The organism is Mesorhizobium mediterraneum, from assembly GCF_002284565.1.
Lineage (GTDB): Bacteria > Pseudomonadota > Alphaproteobacteria > Rhizobiales > Rhizobiaceae > Mesorhizobium > Mesorhizobium mediterraneum.
The window spans coordinates 884153-899489 of the sequence record NZ_NPKI01000015.1 but is presented as its reverse complement, the minus strand read 5'-3'; the positions used below and the strand labels follow the sequence as shown (position 1 = coordinate 899489).

Sequence of the window (15337 nt, the reverse complement as noted above, 5' to 3'; positions counted from 1 at the left end):
GGCGTAGGGCTCGATCTCCTCGCCGTCGAGACTATTGATTGTCGCGACAACGATCTGGTCAGAGCCCTTGGCCTCGAAATCTGCAAGCTTCCGGGTCAGCGCCGCCTTGGTCGCGGCATCGATGATGCCGGCATTGTCGACGACCCGACCGGTCAGAATAGGCAATTCGGCGGCGAGCGCGGTGAGGGGGAGGAAGAGGCTAAGGCAAAGCAGAACTAGAGTGACGCCTAGAAGCGAGAGGTTGCCACTCCGTCGCGCCCCCCTCTGTCCTGCCGGACATCTCCCCCTCAAGGGGGGAGATTGGATGTCATTCCTGCCTTCGCCAATCTCCAACGTTGCAAGATTGGCGGCGGGGTCGAAGCTGCAAATCTCCCCCCTTGAGGGGGAGATGTCCGGCAGGACAAAGGGAGGTGCTACGGAGTGCAAGGCCAATAGGGACCACGCTCACCAGCTGTTCGTCACCCGCCCTGCGTCGTGCCGAAATCGACCTTCGGCGTCTGCATCTTGTCTTCCTCGATGGTGAAGTTGGCGAACGGCTGATTGCCGCGGAACCATAGGGTCGCCCAAATCACCGACGGGAAGGTCTTCAGCGTCAGATTGTACTCCTGCACCGCCTGGATATAGTCGCGGCGGGCGACCGCGATGCGGTTCTCGGTGCCTTCGAGCTGCGCCTGCAGCGCCAGAAAATTCTGGTTGGCCTTGAGGTCGGGATAATTCTCCACCACTGCCAGCAACCGCGACAGCGCGCTGGTCAGGCCGGCCTGGCTGTCCTGAAAATTCTTGACGGCCTCCGGATTGCTCAGCGTTTCCGGCGTCACCGTCACTTGCGTCGCCTTGGCGCGCGCCTCGACCACGGCATCGAGCGTATCCTTCTCGTGCGCGGCATAGCCCTTGACCGTTTCGACCAGATTGGGAATGAGATCGGCGCGGCGCTGGTACTGGTTCAGCACCTGGCTCCATGCGGCCTTGGCGTTTTCCTCCGCCGTCGGGATGGTGTTGTAGCCACAGCCGGCAAGCAGCGGCAGCACGATCGCCATCATCAGCAAGGCTGGCAGGTTGCGGAAGACGAAAGGGGAGGAAAGACGCTGGGCAAGCATGGTAAGATCCCTCAATAAGACTGACAGGCGAAGCATTACCACAATCCGCGCGCAAGAACATGACCTCCGCCCGGAAGCGTTACTGGTTCTTTATCATTCGCTGCAAGGCCCTGTGATTGGCCGGGCGAACGGGTTAAAGTCGCCGCGAAAACAGGACATCGCCATGGCGGGACGCCAGGACAGCGACGACGAATCGCGCCGCATCATCGAGCGCGTGGCACGTGAGACCGACCCGGGCGGCACCTCGTTCATTGCGCGGACCGCGAAGGGCGCGCGCGATCACGTCGCAGCAGTGGATGCCGACCAGTCGGACCCGATCGAATACTGGGGCACGCGCATTGGCCGGGCGCTAGGGCTCATTATCGCCATTGGCCTGTTGATCTGGCTCGTGCTTTTCGTCAGCCAAAGTTAGGAACCCCGTGAGCACCGAAGAACACGACGCGCCGCGCGCGGTCATCGTCATTTCCAGCCATGTCGCGCGCGGCTCGGTCGGCAACCGCGCCGCGGTCTTTGCGCTGGAGACGCTGGGCTTTCCGGTGTGGGCGGTGCCGACCGTCATCCTGCCTTGGCATCCGGGCCATGGACGGGCGACGCGCATCGTGCCGCCACTCGATCAATTCAAGGCGCTGATGGCCGATCTCGAGCGCGCGCCGTGGCTTGGCGAGGTCGGCGCGGTGCTGTCCGGCTATCTCGGCGAAGGCGGCCAAGCCGATGCCGTCGCCTCGCTGGTCGGCGCGGTCAAGGCGAAGACGCCGGATGCCATCTATATCTGCGATCCGGTGATGGGCGATTCGGGCGGGCTCTATGTGCCGGAGGCGACCGCCATCGCCATGCGCGACCGGCTGATGCCGATCGCCGACATCGCCACGCCCAACCGCTACGAGCTGGAATGGATGGCGGGAGCGCCGCTGCCCGACCTGAAAGCGGTGATGGCGGCCGCCCTTCATGCCGGGCCACCGGCCATGCTGGTCACTTCGGCGCCGGCGATGATGGCCGGCGGCACCGGCAATCTGCTGCTCAACGGCAACCAGGCGCTGCTGGCCGAGCATCGCCTCATCGACAAGCCGCCCAATGGGCTCGGCGACCTGACGGCGGCCGTCTACCTGGCGCGCATCCTGTCCGGCCAGCCAGCGGTCAAGGCACTGCAGTCGACCACGGCGGCGGTCTACGAGATCCTGGCGCGCACCGCCAAGCGCGGCGGCGACGAATTGCAGCTCGAAACCGACGCTCAGAGCCTGTCGCACCCGATGGCGATGGTGCAGCTTCGCCATCTCCTGCATCCGGGGCGGGACAAAAGAGCGTGACTTCGGACGGCAGCCGCGTCCTTGTCGGTGTCGACGGCTGCAAGGCCGGCTGGATCGCCGTTCGCCGCGACCCCGGTTCGACACCTCGTAACCCGGGTGCTGCGCCCTCGGTAGCCGTTTTCCCCAGCTTCGCAGCACTGCTCGACGCATTGCCGGTCGATGCGACGGTCGCCGTCGACATGCCGATCGGCCTGCCGGAACTTTCGCAAAAGGGCGGTCGCGGGCCGGAGGCGCTGGTGCGGCCGCTGCTTGGTAACAGGCAGTCCAGCGTCTTCGCCATTCCTTCGCGTGCCGCGCTTTACGCGCATACGGATGGCTTCACCACGATCGAGGCCTGGTATGCCGCGCATCGCCAGGCGAGCGAAGTGGCGAAGGCGACCTCCGATCCGCCGCGCGGCGTCTCGATCCAGGCCTTCGGCATCTTTACCAAGATCCGCGAGATCGATGCCGTGCTGATCGCGCGTCCCGAACTGCGCAGCCGCGTCTTCGAATCGCATCCGGAAGTCGCCTTCTGCCGGTTGAATGGCGATCAGGCGATGTGTTTGCCGAAGAAGATCAAGGGCGCCATCAACCCGGCCGGCATGGCGGAACGCAAGGCGCTGCTTTGCCGGCACGGTTATCTCAGGGACTTTCTCGACCGGACGCCGCCGCGAGGCGCTGCTGCCGACGACTTTCTCGACGCCGCAGTGATGATGCTGATCGCCGGCCGCATCGCCGGCGGCGAGGCAAGGCCGTTTCCGGATCCGCCGCTCGCCGACCGTTTTGGCATCCCTGTGGCGATCTGGGCATGAATTTCCTCGCCTCATCTATCGGCAAGACAATCGCATTGGGCGAAGGCCCCTCGTCCGGCCCTTTCGGGCCACCTTCTCCCCGCCGGGGAGAAGAGGCTGGCACCGGCGCTTGCGACCTCTTCTCCCCTGGGGGAGAAGGTGGCCGTAGCGAAGCGGAGGCCGGATGAGGGGGCCTTCCAGCATGGCAACCACGTCCTCTGCGATTCGGCATTGCTCGCGACCGGCTTTTGCCGCTAGAGCCTTCCTGACTTAAAAAGAGCTGCCGCCTAACCCGGAAAGGCTCCAGACGCCGCCCATGCCTCATCTCCCTGATCATCTGCTCACCGGCTATCGCAATTTCATGAGCGGCCGCTATCTCGCCGAAAGCGGGCGCTATCGCTCGCTCGCTCGCGAGGGCCAGTCCCCCGAAACGATGATCGTCGCTTGCTGCGACTCCCGCGCGGCTCCCGAGGCGATCTTCGACGCTGGCCCCGGCGAGCTCTTCGTGCTGCGCAATGTCGGCAATCTGGTGCCGCCCTATGCGCCCGACGACCAGTTCCACTCGACCTCGGCGGCGCTCGAGTTTGCCGTGCAGAGCCTCAAGGTGAAGAACATCGTGGTGATGGGCCATGGCCGCTGCGGCGGCATCCGCGCGGCACTCGACAGCACGGCCGCGCCCTTGTCGCCCGGCGACTTCATCGGCAAATGGATGAGCCTGATTGCGCCGGCGGCCGAGACCGTGTCCTCCAGCACCTTCATGACGGCGACGGAGCGCCAGACCGCGCTGGAGCGCATTTCGATCCGCTATTCGATCGCCAATCTCAGGACCTTTCCCTGCGTCTCGATCCTGGAAGGCAAGGGACGGCTGTCGCTGCACGGCGCCTGGTTCGACATCTCGACCGGCGAGCTCTGGGTGATGAACAAGGAGACCGGTGACTTCGAGAGGCCGGAGATGACATAGGAGGATTGCATGGTATGCCGTTCGATCGCTTTGGCCGCAGCGGCGCTGCTGTTTTCAATCGTATCCGCCCGCGCCGACGACGGCGCGCTCATCGGCCGCTGGTATGCGGCGCTGCTGGTCGCCGATCGCACGGAATTGTCGGACCTGCTTGCCGATGACGTCCGGATTAAACTCGACGACCTCGGCGTCGTCCAGACCAAGCAGGAGTTCATCGCCTCGATCGACGAATGGAAAGGCGCTGTCGCCGGAGCCGAGATCCGGCATCGGATCGAGAAGACCGAAGGCGGCGTCACCACGGTGATCGCCTGCTATGATTTTCCCAAAAACGACATGCTGATGCAGGAAACCTTCGCCATCACCGACAACCAAATCACCGCCAGTTCGCAGGCGGCGATCGCGGAAAACTGCGACGGCTACTGAGAGGGTAGCAGCTGCGATATTGCGTGCGGCAAGCCAGCGCCTTACATCGGTGATGATCCCGCCCTGCCTCTACAGCCACTCAGCGAAAGCTCTCCCACTCAGCGAAAGCCCCCTCTCTCAGCGAAAGACTGTCCATGCCGTCCACAAAAGCCGTCGACCTCGCCGCCCATCCGCTGACCACCTGGCAAGGGCCGCTCGGCCTGCCCGATTTCACCCGCATCGGCGACGGCGATTTTTCCGGGGTTTTCGATGCGGCATTGAAGGCGCATGAGACCGAGATCGAGGCAATATCAGGCAATGCCGAGACACCGACCGTCGAGAATACACTCGCCGCACTGGAGCTTGGCGGCGAGGCGCTCGACCATGTTTCGTCGATCTTCTGGTGCCGGGCCGGCGCTCACACCAACGAGGCGATCCAGGCGCTGGAGCGCGAGATCTCGCCAAAGATGTCGCGGCATTTCTCGGCGATCTCCATGAATGAGAGGCTGTTCGCCCGTATCGACGATCTCTACCAGCGCCGGGAAACCCTGAAGCTCGATGCCGAAACGCTGCGGGTGTTGGAAAAGACCTGGAAAGGCTTTGTCCGCTCCGGCGCCAAACTCGACGCCGAGGGCAAGAAGCGGCTGGCGTCGATCAACGAGGAACTGTCGTCGCTCGGCACGACGTTCGGCCAAAACCTGCTTGCCGACGAGCGCGACTGGGCGCTGTTCCTCGACGAGGCCGACCTTGCCGGCCTGCCCGAATTCCTGAAAAGCGCGATGGCGGAGGCCGCCGAGATGCGCGGCCAGAAGGGCCGCTATGCCGTCACCTTGTCGCGCTCGATCTACGAGCCGTTCTCGACCTTCTCCGAGCGCCGCGACTTGCGCGAGATCGCCTTCCGCGCCTTTACCATGCGCGGCCAGAATGGCGGCGCCACCGACAACACAACGGTAGTGCGCGATATGCTGCGCCTGCGCGCCGAAAAGGCGAAGCTGCTCGGCTACGCCTCCTTCGCCGCGCTGAAGCTCGACGACACCATGGCAAAGACGCCGGAGGCCGTGCACACGCTGCTCGACCCGGTCTGGGAAAAAGCCTTGGAAAAGGCCGCAAGCGACCAGACCGAGTTGCAGCGGCTGGCGGCCGAGGCCGGCAGCAACGAAAAATTCGCTGCCTGGGACTGGCGCTTCTATCAGGAGAAGCTGCGCGCCGAGAAGTTCGCCTTCGACGAGGCCGAGCTGAAGCCCTATCTGCAGCTCGACCGCGTCATCGATGCCTGTTTCGACGTAGCGACACGATTGTTCGGCATCACCTTCGAGGAGAAGAAAGGCATCGCCACCTGGCATCCGGACGCGCGTGTTTTCGTCGTCAGGAATGCAGATGGCAGCGAGCGCGGTCTGTTCCTGGCCGATTATTTCGCGCGGCCCTCGAAACGCTCGGGCGCCTGGATGAGCGCGCTGAAATCCGGCTACAAGCTTGGCCATGGCTCCAAGCCCGTCATCTACAACATCATGAATTTCGCCAAGCCGCCGGAAGGCGAGGCCGCGCTGTTGTCGGTCGACGAGGCAAAGACCCTGTTCCACGAATTCGGTCATGCCCTGCATGGCATGCTGACGGACGTCACCTGGCCGTCGGTCGCGGGCACCTCGGTCAGCCGCGATTTCGTCGAGCTGCCCTCGCAGCTCTACGAGCACTGGCTGACCGTGCCGGCGGTGCTGGAAAAGCATGCGCTGCATGTGAAGACCGGCAAGCCGATGCCGAAGGCGCTGGTCGACAAGATGCTGGCGGCGCGCACGTTTGGCGCCGGCTTCGCAACGGTCGAATTCACCGCGTCGGCGCTGGTCGACATGGCCTACCATGCGCGGCCGGATGCGCCGAACCAGCCGCTTCGTTTCGAAGCCGAAACGCTCGAGAAGCTAGATATGCCCGACACCATCGCCATGCGCCATCGCACCCCGCAATTCGGGCACATATTTTCCGGTGACGGCTATTCGGCCGGCTACTATTCCTACATGTGGTCGGAGGTGCTCGACGCCGACGCCTTCGCCGCCTTCGAGGAAACAGGCGACCCGTTCAATCCGGCGCTGGCCGAGCGGCTCAGAAAGAACGTCTATGCCGCCGGCGGCTCGAAGGACGCGGAAGAACTCTACACCGCCTTCCGCGGCAAGATGCCGTCGCCCGAAGCGATGATGGTCAAGCGCGGGCTGGTCTGAACAACGAAGCTGCCAATCTCACCCCTTGTGGGCAGGGCTATGGCAGGTGGAAAGCCACGGCTTTCGCTCTACGATGCACCCCCACCCCTAACCCCTTCCCACAAGGGGGAAGGAGACTTCCGCTAGCGCTGACCTCGACAAATTGCCTGACTTTCGGCACCAAAGTGGAGGCGCGCGGCAGCGTTCCCTCCCCCTTGTGGGGAGGGTTAGGGTGGGGGTCCATCTTCGCAAGAATCCAAATGCGACTGCCTGCCCCTCGGAGGGGAGATGTCCGGCGGGACGGGGCGCGCGAAGGAATGAGATGCCTCAAGCGCTGCTGAGCGCCTCGATGGCTTTCGCCAGCGTAGCCGGATCGCCAAGGATGCGCAGCGTCTTCAGCCGGGCCGTGCCGCCGGCGACGACCGAAACGGCCGATCGCGGCACTCCCAGCGCCTTGGCGACCAGCCGTTCGAGCGTTTGATTGGCGGCGCCGTTTTCCGGCACGGCGCGGACGCGAGCCTTCAGATGGCTTCGCCCGTCTGCCGAAATCTCGATGCCTTCGAGCTTGTCCATCGCCGCTTTCGGCGTCAGCCGGACGAATAGGTCGACGCCGTCGTTACGTGGGCGAAACGGCCCAGTCATCGCATGGCCGTCAGACGACCAGCGGCGCCACCGTGGTGAGCAGGAACTGCCGGAGGAAGAACAGGATCAGAAGCAGGATGATCGGCGAAATGTCGATCCCGCCGAGGTCGGGCAAGAAGCGGCGGATCGGCCGCAGCGCCGGCTCGGTCAGCCGGAAGAGCATGTTGCTGACGCTATCGACGAACTGGTTGCGCGAGTTGACGACGTTGAAGGCGTAGAGCCACGAGAAAATCGCCGAAGCGATGATGATCCACCAATAAATGTCAAGCGCCAGGACAATGGTCTGAATGAGGGCTATCATGCCGGTCTCCGATTGTTGCCGACATGTAGCCATTACGGGCGAAAGCGGCAAGAGCCGCTGTCCGCGGCAGGCCACGTCGATGGCTCGCCGCGCGGCTTTTTTGGGCAAAACGCCGTCTTGACAGGAAACCGCCACGCCCGATAAATGCGCCCATCCGCTGGACGGGGCTGTAGCTCAGCTGGGAGAGCGCGTCGTTCGCAATGACGAGGTCAGGAGTTCGATCCTCCTCAGCTCCACCAGCGGGATATCCCAAATATCTGATTTCGCTGCCAGCGAACGGTTTTTCCGTTGGCTGGGGCTGTGGTTCGCTCAGCCGGTCATCCCTTGTCCGGCACGGCGGCAGTTGCATACGGGCGGATGACGAAGGTTCACCGCCGCGCCGACGGCCTATGACGCCCAGGATCGTGCCATACCCGGTTCTGTCTGGATCACAAACAAGATCGGCGACCTGCTGGCGAGGCTGATTGATCCCGCTGCGTCAGGAACTTGGCAGGAAGTTGGTCCGGCTCTACGGCTCGGATGCGAAACATCGGCGACGCTGACGCGTTAAACGGCAGGGAGGGCGGAGGCACCAGGCGAAGTGAAGGAGGCTGGAATGCCTGAAGCGAAGGGCCGTTACGCACTGGGCTTCACCACACTCGAACAGGAGGTCGATCAACTGCCGTTGCAGGTGGAAGGCGAATTGCCGGCGTGGCTCACCGGCCGGCTTCTCCGAACCGGGCCTGCGAAATTCGAGGTGGGCCGGCAAGCCTATACGCATTGGTTCGACGGTCTCGCCATGCTCCACGCCTTCGACTTCAGCGATGGCGCGGTCCGCTATTCCAACCGCTTCATCCGCTCGCAATCCTATTGCGAGGCGATGGAGAAGGGTCGCATCGCGCGCGGCGAATTCATGACGGATCCGTGCCGCACACTTTTCGGCCGCGTGATGGCGATCTTCAACCCAAAGCTGACCGACAATGCGAATGTCAATGTCTCCGTGCTGGCCGGCGAGATCGTCGCGCTGACCGAGACGCCGATGCCGATCCGCTTCGATCCGCACACGCTCAAAACGCACGGCCGGCTCCAATTCAGTCGGGCGATCAAGGGGCAGATCTCGACTGCGCATCCGCACAGCGACGGCGAGCGCGGCTACTCGTACGTCATCGAGATGGGGCGCCGCAGCACGTATCGCCTGTTCGTCGACGAAAGCGGCATGCAGCGTGTCCTGGCCGAATTGCCCGTCGATCGGCCGAGCTACATGCATTCCTTCGGCATGTCGGAACGCTATTTGGTGCTGACGGAGTTTCCGCTTCGGGTGAACCCGCTCAAGCTCGTCTTCTCAGGCAGACCCTTCATCACAAACTATCGCTGGCAACCGGAGTTCGGCACCGTATTCACAGTGATCGATAAGTCGACCGGCGCTGTCGCCGCCCGTGCCAGGGCGGCGTCGTGCTTCTGCTTTCACCACGTCAATGCCTTCGAGGCGGACGGCGCGCTGCTGGTGGACCTCCTCGCCTATCCCGATGCGAGAATCATCGACGAGCTGCGCCTCGACCGGCTGCGCTCCGGAGCGCAGGTCAACCCGACCTCGACCTTGACGCGGTACCGCATTCCGCTCGACGGTAGCCCTTCTGCGGCTGTCGAGATCGAGCCGGAATCGCTCTGCGGCACACGCATCGAGTTGCCGCGCATCGACTATTCCCGCCGCGCCGGCAGATCGTATCGCTGCGTATGGGGAGCCGGCCAAAGTGAACCGGACAGCTTCCTCGACACTATAGCCAAGGTCGAGCTTTCAGCCACCGCGCCGGCGACCGTGACGACCTGGGCCGAACCGGGCTGCTATGCTGGCGAGCCTGTTTATGTGGCGCGGCCGACCGGCGCCGAGGAAGACGACGGCGTCCTGTTGTCCGTCGTGCTCGATGTCGGCGCCGGCACGTCATTCCTGCTTGTGCTCGACGCCGCGACGCTCGCCAAACGCGCCCGGGCCTCCGTCCCGCATCACATCCCCTTTGGCTTTCACGGCAACTATTTTGCACCCCTGGATCGATCCGCGCGCTGACCGATGCCAAGTGCCGGCCACTGCACAGAACCCCTTCACCGGTGAAATCGGCCGCATCCCGTGTGGCCGTAGATGCGGCTGTATTTATTGACCGTTCTGGGACCTGCATGCTCGGCACACATGGGAACAAAGCAGGCGTCCAGGCCCCTACTTGCGGAATTCGAGGCAACGGCCGCCGCGACGAACTTCACGCCAGGGCGTCGTCGACGACACCGGGCACCTGGCCGCGCGCGGCGCGTCGCTTCATCACAATGAAGGGCGACATTCGCAGGCGTCTACGGGATCATCCTGTCCGGGGGGTAAAATAAGGAGCACCGCGGATGGCAGCAGTAGGTCTTTACAGATGCCCGAGGAATCCATCTTGGACCCGGTGTGCTGGAAAGGGCGAAAGGCAGCTACGTCGCAGAGAACCTTTACCGCGAAGGTGGCTATCAGCCGGACTTCGACATGTGTCCGTCGCGCTAGGTAGGCGGCGATCTTGAGGAGTCTCCCATCGTGAAGATTTCGTCCACATTTCGTTCCGTCGCGGTTGCCGTCATCGCCGCCGCGGGAGTCAGCGTTGCCAGCGCCGCGCAACTCAAGGAGGGTGTGCAGACGCCGCCCGGCGAGCATGAAATGGCTTTACGCCGCGAATTGGCCGCAGCACGAGCGGAGCTAGAAATTATGCAGCGCGAGGCACGTGACGCAAGCGCCCAGGCACACGCACTGGCAAACACGGCGGCTAAGCAAGCACAAGCCCTAAAAGAACAGCAGCAAATAGACGAAGCGCTGGAGACGGCGCAGCGCGTTATCGAAGACTTTAGGGCCGAAGCCATTCTCTGGGACCGCGAGAAGGCCGCCGGACCGCACCCCTCTATGGAAGCCTCTCAGGTTGCTGCGAAGCAAGCGCTTGATGAGGAGAGGCACAAGGTTGAACTCTTGGAACAAGAACTCACCACGGCTCGCCAAACTATCGACGCTCTTAAGACAGGCGCAAACCTGGCCGCGGTCGAGAAGAGCAACGCCATAAAGGACCGATCGGTGGTCGAGACCGCTCTAATGCAAGCTGGAGAAGCACTCGAACTGGAACGCGAACGAGCAGATTTAGCTGCGCGCGACCTCGACATTGTTCGCAAGGAACGCGACGCTTCAAAACAGATCTCGGCAGAGTTGAGTGCGGCGCTGGAGAAAGAGCGTGAAAGGGCTATCGGTCTAGGCCGCAGCCTCAGTGCCGCGCGTGAGGCGATCGACATCGTCAAGGATAAGCGTCGCACTGCGGCTTTGGAGCGCGCGCCGAAATCACGTACCCCACTTGCAAGTACGCTATCGCGTTCGGGCGCCCAACCAGCCCATAAACCGGGCTTGCCGAAAAAACGGAAAGTGAAGGCAAAAAAGTCACCACATCCTGTTCTGCCGGCAACCATCGCTCTTCCCGCCGCATTGCTCCCGACGCGACCACTGTGAAGCTCGACCTATGCCAGTGAAGACTAGTGAGCGAAATGTATGCCGCAGGGGAGTATCACAATGAAAAAGTACGTCGCAGCCGTGTTGACGATCGGGATCGCAATCGGGCCTGCCTCGGCTCTTGACGCAGGTTTAGGCGGTAAGGCCGGCGGCCTCGGGGTCGGTGCCGGAGTGAGCGCCAGCTCGCAAGGCGCATCTGTGGGGGTGGGCACGAGCGTCGACGGTGTGGGTGGAGCAAACGTTGGAGCTTCGGTCGGCGCAGGATCACTCGACGCAGGCGTTAGCCCTTCGACGGGTGTCGGCGTGGGCGACGATCCGTCCGCCGAAAACGGAACGAGTACCGCTCCCGGTAGTCCGGCCGCAGTCACGGCAGCCACTGCCTCTGCCAAGACCGGCAAGCAATCGATCGCCCTGCCACCCGCTCTCAGGCCTTCCAAAGCCGGTGAGGGTGACTCCACGAAGGGGTATCCCTTTGGATCTTTGAGACCACTGAAAGCGAAACCCGGTACGCCAGCTGCGGTCGTGCGAGCCTGCCGCGCGGCGATCATATCCGCTGCGACGCCGCTTGGCGCCGTCGGTGTCCACGCGGTAAGCGCAGGCGCCTTGCGTCAACGTCGGAGCGCACTCACGGCGCCGATCGAGGTGCGAATAGACTACACAAGACAAGGCGGCATCGAAGTTCGGCGGGCGCGGGTCGGCTGTCGCCTCGATGCGGCGGGCAGGGTCACCGCAGTGAAATAACACCAACAGGCATTTTGGGGTGCGCCCGGCCACCAGAGAGCCCTCCAGTCAGCCAAATCACCGGATCGAGCCCCAGCACTTTCGACAAGATTTCCAATTTCCATATTGTAATACGATCGTACCGCGCTAGCCTCCAAATCATGAGTGAGGCGGGCAAAGCATCCGGACGGTCTATTGCCGACGAGGCGGCGACCCGCAAGCGCGGCCGCTCGCTTGCCGCGCTCGGCTACACCAAGCCGCAGACCTATGAGGAACTGCGCGCGGTATTGTCGTCCGGCACCGTCCATTTTCCAAAACGCCTGCGCCAGGTTGCCATTTTCCTGTGGCAGCATCCGAGCGACGTCGCGCTCGGCACGATCGCGCAGGTCGCCGAGCAGGCCGGTGTGCAGCCCTCGACGCTTGTTCGTTTTGCCCAGATCTTCGGCTATGCCGGATTTTCCGATTTCCAGGGTCTCTTTAAGGACCATGTCAAAGGCTCCTGGCCCGAAGGACGGGGGCGCGACGGACAGGAACGGGCGGCCACCGAGCCCAACGCCAATCTGCATTTTCTCAACGGCATGGTCGGCGCCTCGCAGGCTTCGCTCGGCCGCATCGACAATAACTTCGACATTGCCAGCTTCGAGCGCATGGTCGACCTGCTGGCGGCAGCCGACTTGATCTATGTGATCGGCAGCAAACGCGCCTTTCCCGTCACCACCTATCTCTCGCTCACTCTGTCGCAACAGGGCGTGCGCAACGTGCTGGTCGACAATGTCGGTTCCACCGCGCTTGACCAGGTCGGCTGCATCGGCAAGCGCGACGTCGTGCTGGCGGTATCCTTCAGCCCCTACAACTCGATCACGCCAGACCTCGTCGCTGTCGCCCATGAGCGAAAGGCGCGGATCGTCACCATCACCGACAGCACGTTTTCTCCCCTGGTCAAGCTGTCGGACACATGGCTGGAAGTGGTTGAGTCCGACTTTGCCGGCTTCCGCTCGCTTGCCGCTTCGCTCGCCGTCGGCATGGCCCTTGTCCACGGTGTCGTCGCGCGCCGCACGGCCTGAGACGGATGCGATTGACTATCGGGAATTGAGGTTCCATATCTAGAAAAATGGAAACTTTATTCCGGGAGGAGGAATGGAGCTTCGGCTAGACGACAAGGTGGTGCTGGTCACCGGCGCGACGCAAGGCATCGGCCGGGCGATCGCCGAGGCGCTGGCGCGCGCTGGTGCCGGCGGCCTGCTGGTCACGGGCCGCGAGCCGGTGCGTGGCGCCGAAGTCGCCGCAGCGCTTTCAGAGATAGGCACGCCGACCGCTTTCGTCGCAGCCGATCTGGTGGACCCCGAGGCGCCGGCGCAACTGGTGAAGGCTTGCATTTCCCGTTTCGGGCGCATCGACGCGCTGGTCAACGCCGCCGGCCTGACCAACCGCGCCTCGTTTCTCGATGCCGGCCTCGACGACTGGGCGGCGCTGTTCGCCGTCAACGCGCGGGCGCCCTTCTTCCTGATGCAGGCGGCCATCACGCAGATGCGCAAGCAAGGTCAAGGCGGCGCGATCGTCAACATCCTGTCGATCAACGCGCATTGCGGCTCGCCCGAACTGGCCGTCTATTCCGCCACCAAGGGCGCGCTCGCCACGCTGACCCGCAATGCCGCCAATGCGCACCGCTTCGACCGCATCCGCGTCAACGGCATCAATGTCGGCTGGACCGACACGCCGGCCGAACGCATCATGCAGGCCGAGACGCTGGGCCACGGCCCAGGCTGGCTCGACGCCGCCAATGCGTCGCAGCCTTTCGGGAGGCTGCTGGCGGCCGGCGAAGTGGCGAACCTCGCCGTGTTCCTGCTCTCCGACGCCTCCGGGCCGATGACCGGCGCCCTGATCGACCAGGAGCAATGGGTCGTCGGGGCGAACCGGTGAGCACTTCAACGCCCCCCGAAACGCTCGGCCCAGAACTCATTAGCCGGCTTTCTTCCTCCGTCCGAAAACCATCCTATGATCGGGCCGCACTTGTCCCGGGGATGGCTCATATCGGTGTCGGCGCCTTCCACCGCTGCCACCAGGCGGAGTACACCGACGATCTTCTTTCGCGCCGTTTCGATCGCTGGGGCGTGGTCGGCATCAACATCCGCGCACCATACTTGTCGGAAACGCTGGGCTGGCAGGGCGGCCTCTACACGCGCCTGATCCGCGAAGACAGCCAAGTCGAGGCGCGAATCATCGGCAGCATCGTCAGGGTTGTCGACAGCCAGGAGAGTGCGGCACCCGCGATCGACGTGCTGGCTTCCGCCGGCATCGAGATGGTCACGATGACTGTGACGGAGAAAGGCTATTGCCATATCCCGTCCAGCGGCGCGCTGGATGTGACCCACCCGGACGTCGTCCACGATCTCGCCAATCCACTGGAACCGCGAAGCGTGCCGGGCATTCTCGCGCGGGCGCTTGAATTGCGCATGGCCTCGCACAGCCGTCCGGTGACGCTGCTCTCCTGCGACAACATCCCGACCAACGGCATCATCCTGGAGAACGTCGTGCAGGCTTTGGCCAGCCGGCGCGGCAATGGCCTGTCGGACTGGATCGCGGCCAACGTCGCCTTTCCCTCGGCCATGGTCGACCGCATCGCGCCAGCGACCTCTGAGGCCGATATCGAGACCGTGGAGCAGCATTTCGGCTACCGCGATGCCGCCGTCGTCGTCGGCGAGCCGTTCCGGCAATGGGTGATCGAGCAGAAATTCGCCGGCCGCGTGCCGCGATGGGACCGGGTTGGCGCGACGTTCGTCGGCGACGTCACCCCCTTCGAGCACCTCAAGATGCGGGTGCTCAACGGCGCCCAGACCACGCTTGCCTATCTCGGAGTGCTGGCGGGCCTGGAGCACACGTCGGATGCCATCGCCGACCCGCTGCTCGCCGCCTTCGTCCGGCGCATGCTGATCGACGAGACGCTGCCGACCTTGATGCCGATGCCCGGCGTCTCGCCGGAAGCCTATGTCGAGCAAAGCCTCGCTCGTCTGCGCAATACAGCGATCCGCCATCGCAACCACCAGATCGCCACCGACGGCTCGCAAAAGATCGTGCAGCGGCTTCTCAACCCGATCCGCGACCGGTTGCGGCGCGGCGAAAGCATCGCGCTCTTGTCGGTCCCGGTCGCAGGCTGGATGGCCTATCTGATCCGCTCCTCGGCACGGTTCGGCAGGCACCGGCCGGTGTCCGATCCTTATGCCGACAGAATCGCCGGCATTGCCGACGCGGTCGGCGCCGACACGAGGGCTTTGGCAGCCGCGATCCTCGCCATCGACACGATCTTCGATCCGGAGCTTGCCGCAAATGGCGATTTCCGCAGGGCTATCACATCAGCCCTCGACGGCCTGCTCTCAGACAACCCGATGGCAGTCGTCAGGCGAAGTTTGGAACAACCCGAGGTTGCCCGGTTGAAGCGGCCCGCACAATCGGCATAGTAAGGGGAAGGGAGG

At 63.7% G+C, this 15337-nt stretch carries 15 protein-coding genes and 1 tRNA gene; 12 read left to right on the top strand and 4 right to left on the bottom strand.

Annotated elements, in window-relative coordinates; translation table 11 throughout:
• Together CIT25_RS13905 and CIT25_RS13895 are read right to left on the bottom strand one after the other, a co-directional pair.
• Positions 1-213 (bottom strand): TPM domain-containing protein (locus CIT25_RS13905; RefSeq protein ID WP_245329845.1); only part of this gene is annotated, 213 nt, incomplete at its 3' end.
• A gap of 245 nt (positions 214-458) precedes the next feature.
• Positions 459-1097 carry a LemA family protein gene (locus CIT25_RS13895; protein WP_095485036.1) on the bottom strand — a complete coding sequence of 213 codons (639 nt, stop codon included), beginning with the start codon at positions 1095-1097 and terminating at the stop codon, positions 459-461.
• Positions 1098-1260: 163 nt separating this feature from the next.
• On the opposite strand from CIT25_RS13895, the gene CIT25_RS13890 reads away from it, so the two are divergent.
• From CIT25_RS13890 to CIT25_RS13865, 6 genes are all read left to right on the top strand, one after another.
• Positions 1261-1509: a hypothetical protein gene (locus CIT25_RS13890; protein ID WP_095485035.1), complete on the top strand. Its 249-nt coding sequence runs from the start codon at positions 1261-1263 to the stop codon at positions 1507-1509.
• Positions 1510-1516: 7 nt separating this feature from the next.
• Complete coding sequence (pdxY, locus tag CIT25_RS13885; protein ID WP_095485034.1) at positions 1517-2401, top strand: pyridoxal kinase PdxY; 885 nt, start codon at positions 1517-1519, stop codon at positions 2399-2401.
• Positions 2398-3192, top strand: coding sequence for a DUF429 domain-containing protein (locus CIT25_RS13880; RefSeq protein ID WP_095485033.1), 795 nt, complete (start codon positions 2398-2400; stop codon positions 3190-3192). The genes pdxY and CIT25_RS13880 overlap by 4 nt, the downstream gene beginning before the upstream one ends.
• A 295-nt stretch (positions 3193-3487) precedes the next feature.
• Positions 3488-4132 (top strand): carbonic anhydrase, encoded by a 645-nt coding sequence (locus tag CIT25_RS13875; protein WP_095485032.1) that lies wholly within the window; start codon positions 3488-3490, stop codon positions 4130-4132.
• A gap of 9 nt (positions 4133-4141) precedes the next feature.
• On the top strand, positions 4142-4552 hold the full coding sequence (locus tag CIT25_RS13870) for a hypothetical protein (RefSeq protein ID WP_095485031.1): 411 nt from the start codon (positions 4142-4144) through the stop codon (positions 4550-4552).
• A 134-nt stretch (positions 4553-4686) separates the two neighbouring features.
• Entirely contained in the window at positions 4687-6741 is a 2055-nt protein-coding gene (locus tag CIT25_RS13865) for a M3 family metallopeptidase (RefSeq protein WP_095485030.1), read from the top strand.
• A gap of 306 nt (positions 6742-7047) precedes the next feature.
• Here CIT25_RS13865 and CIT25_RS13855 read toward each other — a convergent pair whose 3' ends face one another.
• Positions 7048-7362 carry a DUF167 family protein gene (locus CIT25_RS13855; protein ID WP_095485028.1) on the bottom strand — a complete coding sequence of 105 codons (315 nt, stop codon included), beginning with the start codon at positions 7360-7362 and terminating at the stop codon, positions 7048-7050.
• Between the two features lie 10 nt (positions 7363-7372).
• On the bottom strand, positions 7373-7663 hold the full coding sequence (locus tag CIT25_RS13850; RefSeq protein ID WP_023800489.1) for a YggT family protein: 291 nt from the start codon (positions 7661-7663) through the stop codon (positions 7373-7375).
• Between the two features lie 163 nt (positions 7664-7826).
• Here CIT25_RS13850 and CIT25_RS13845 point away from each other — a divergent pair.
• The 6 genes from CIT25_RS13845 to CIT25_RS13815 all read left to right on the top strand — a co-directional run bounded on the left by CIT25_RS13845 (position 7827) and on the right by CIT25_RS13815 (position 15322).
• Positions 7827-7902: transfer RNA gene (locus CIT25_RS13845), tRNA-Ala, on the top strand.
• Positions 7903-8258: 356 nt separating this feature from the next.
• The gene (locus CIT25_RS13840; protein WP_095485027.1) at positions 8259-9704 is read left to right on the top strand and encodes a carotenoid oxygenase family protein; all 1446 of its coding nucleotides are present in this window, start codon (positions 8259-8261) and stop codon (positions 9702-9704) included.
• A 495-nt stretch (positions 9705-10199) separates the two neighbouring features.
• Positions 10200-11147, top strand: coding sequence for a coiled-coil domain-containing protein (locus CIT25_RS13835; protein ID WP_095485026.1), 948 nt, complete (start codon positions 10200-10202; stop codon positions 11145-11147).
• 881 nt (positions 11148-12028) lie between these two features.
• Positions 12029-12931 (top strand): MurR/RpiR family transcriptional regulator, encoded by a 903-nt coding sequence (locus CIT25_RS13825; RefSeq protein ID WP_095485025.1) that lies wholly within the window; start codon positions 12029-12031, stop codon positions 12929-12931.
• A gap of 73 nt (positions 12932-13004) precedes the next feature.
• Positions 13005-13787 (top strand): SDR family oxidoreductase, encoded by a 783-nt coding sequence (locus tag CIT25_RS13820; RefSeq protein ID WP_095485024.1) that lies wholly within the window; start codon positions 13005-13007, stop codon positions 13785-13787.
• Positions 13763-15322: a mannitol dehydrogenase family protein gene (locus tag CIT25_RS13815; protein ID WP_095485023.1), complete on the top strand. Its 1560-nt coding sequence runs from the start codon at positions 13763-13765 to the stop codon at positions 15320-15322. Before CIT25_RS13820 ends, CIT25_RS13815 begins: the two co-directional genes overlap by 25 nt.
• Positions 15323-15337 lie beyond the last annotated feature (15 nt).

Excerpts from the sequence above, each read along its gene's own strand:
- CIT25_RS13895 (WP_095485036.1), bottom strand. The coding sequence starts at position 1,097 with ATGCTTGCCCAGCGTCTTTCCTCCCCTTTCGTCTTCCGCAACCTGCCA.
- CIT25_RS13890 (WP_095485035.1), top strand. The coding sequence starts at position 1,261 with ATGGCGGGACGCCAGGACAGCGACGACGAATCGCGCCGCATCATCGAG.
- CIT25_RS13875 (WP_095485032.1), top strand. The coding sequence starts at position 3,488 with ATGCCTCATCTCCCTGATCATCTGCTCACCGGCTATCGCAATTTCATG.
- CIT25_RS13870 (WP_095485031.1), top strand. The coding sequence starts at position 4,142 with ATGGTATGCCGTTCGATCGCTTTGGCCGCAGCGGCGCTGCTGTTTTCA.
- CIT25_RS13865 (WP_095485030.1), top strand. The coding sequence starts at position 4,687 with ATGCCGTCCACAAAAGCCGTCGACCTCGCCGCCCATCCGCTGACCACC.
- CIT25_RS13855 (WP_095485028.1), bottom strand. The coding sequence starts at position 7,362 with ATGACTGGGCCGTTTCGCCCACGTAACGACGGCGTCGACCTATTCGTC.
- CIT25_RS13850 (WP_023800489.1), bottom strand. The coding sequence starts at position 7,663 with ATGATAGCCCTCATTCAGACCATTGTCCTGGCGCTTGACATTTATTGG.
- CIT25_RS13840 (WP_095485027.1), top strand. The coding sequence starts at position 8,259 with ATGCCTGAAGCGAAGGGCCGTTACGCACTGGGCTTCACCACACTCGAA.
- CIT25_RS13825 (WP_095485025.1), top strand. The coding sequence starts at position 12,029 with ATGAGTGAGGCGGGCAAAGCATCCGGACGGTCTATTGCCGACGAGGCG.
- CIT25_RS13820 (WP_095485024.1), top strand. The coding sequence starts at position 13,005 with ATGGAGCTTCGGCTAGACGACAAGGTGGTGCTGGTCACCGGCGCGACG.
- CIT25_RS13815 (WP_095485023.1), top strand. The coding sequence starts at position 13,763 with ATGGGTCGTCGGGGCGAACCGGTGAGCACTTCAACGCCCCCCGAAACG.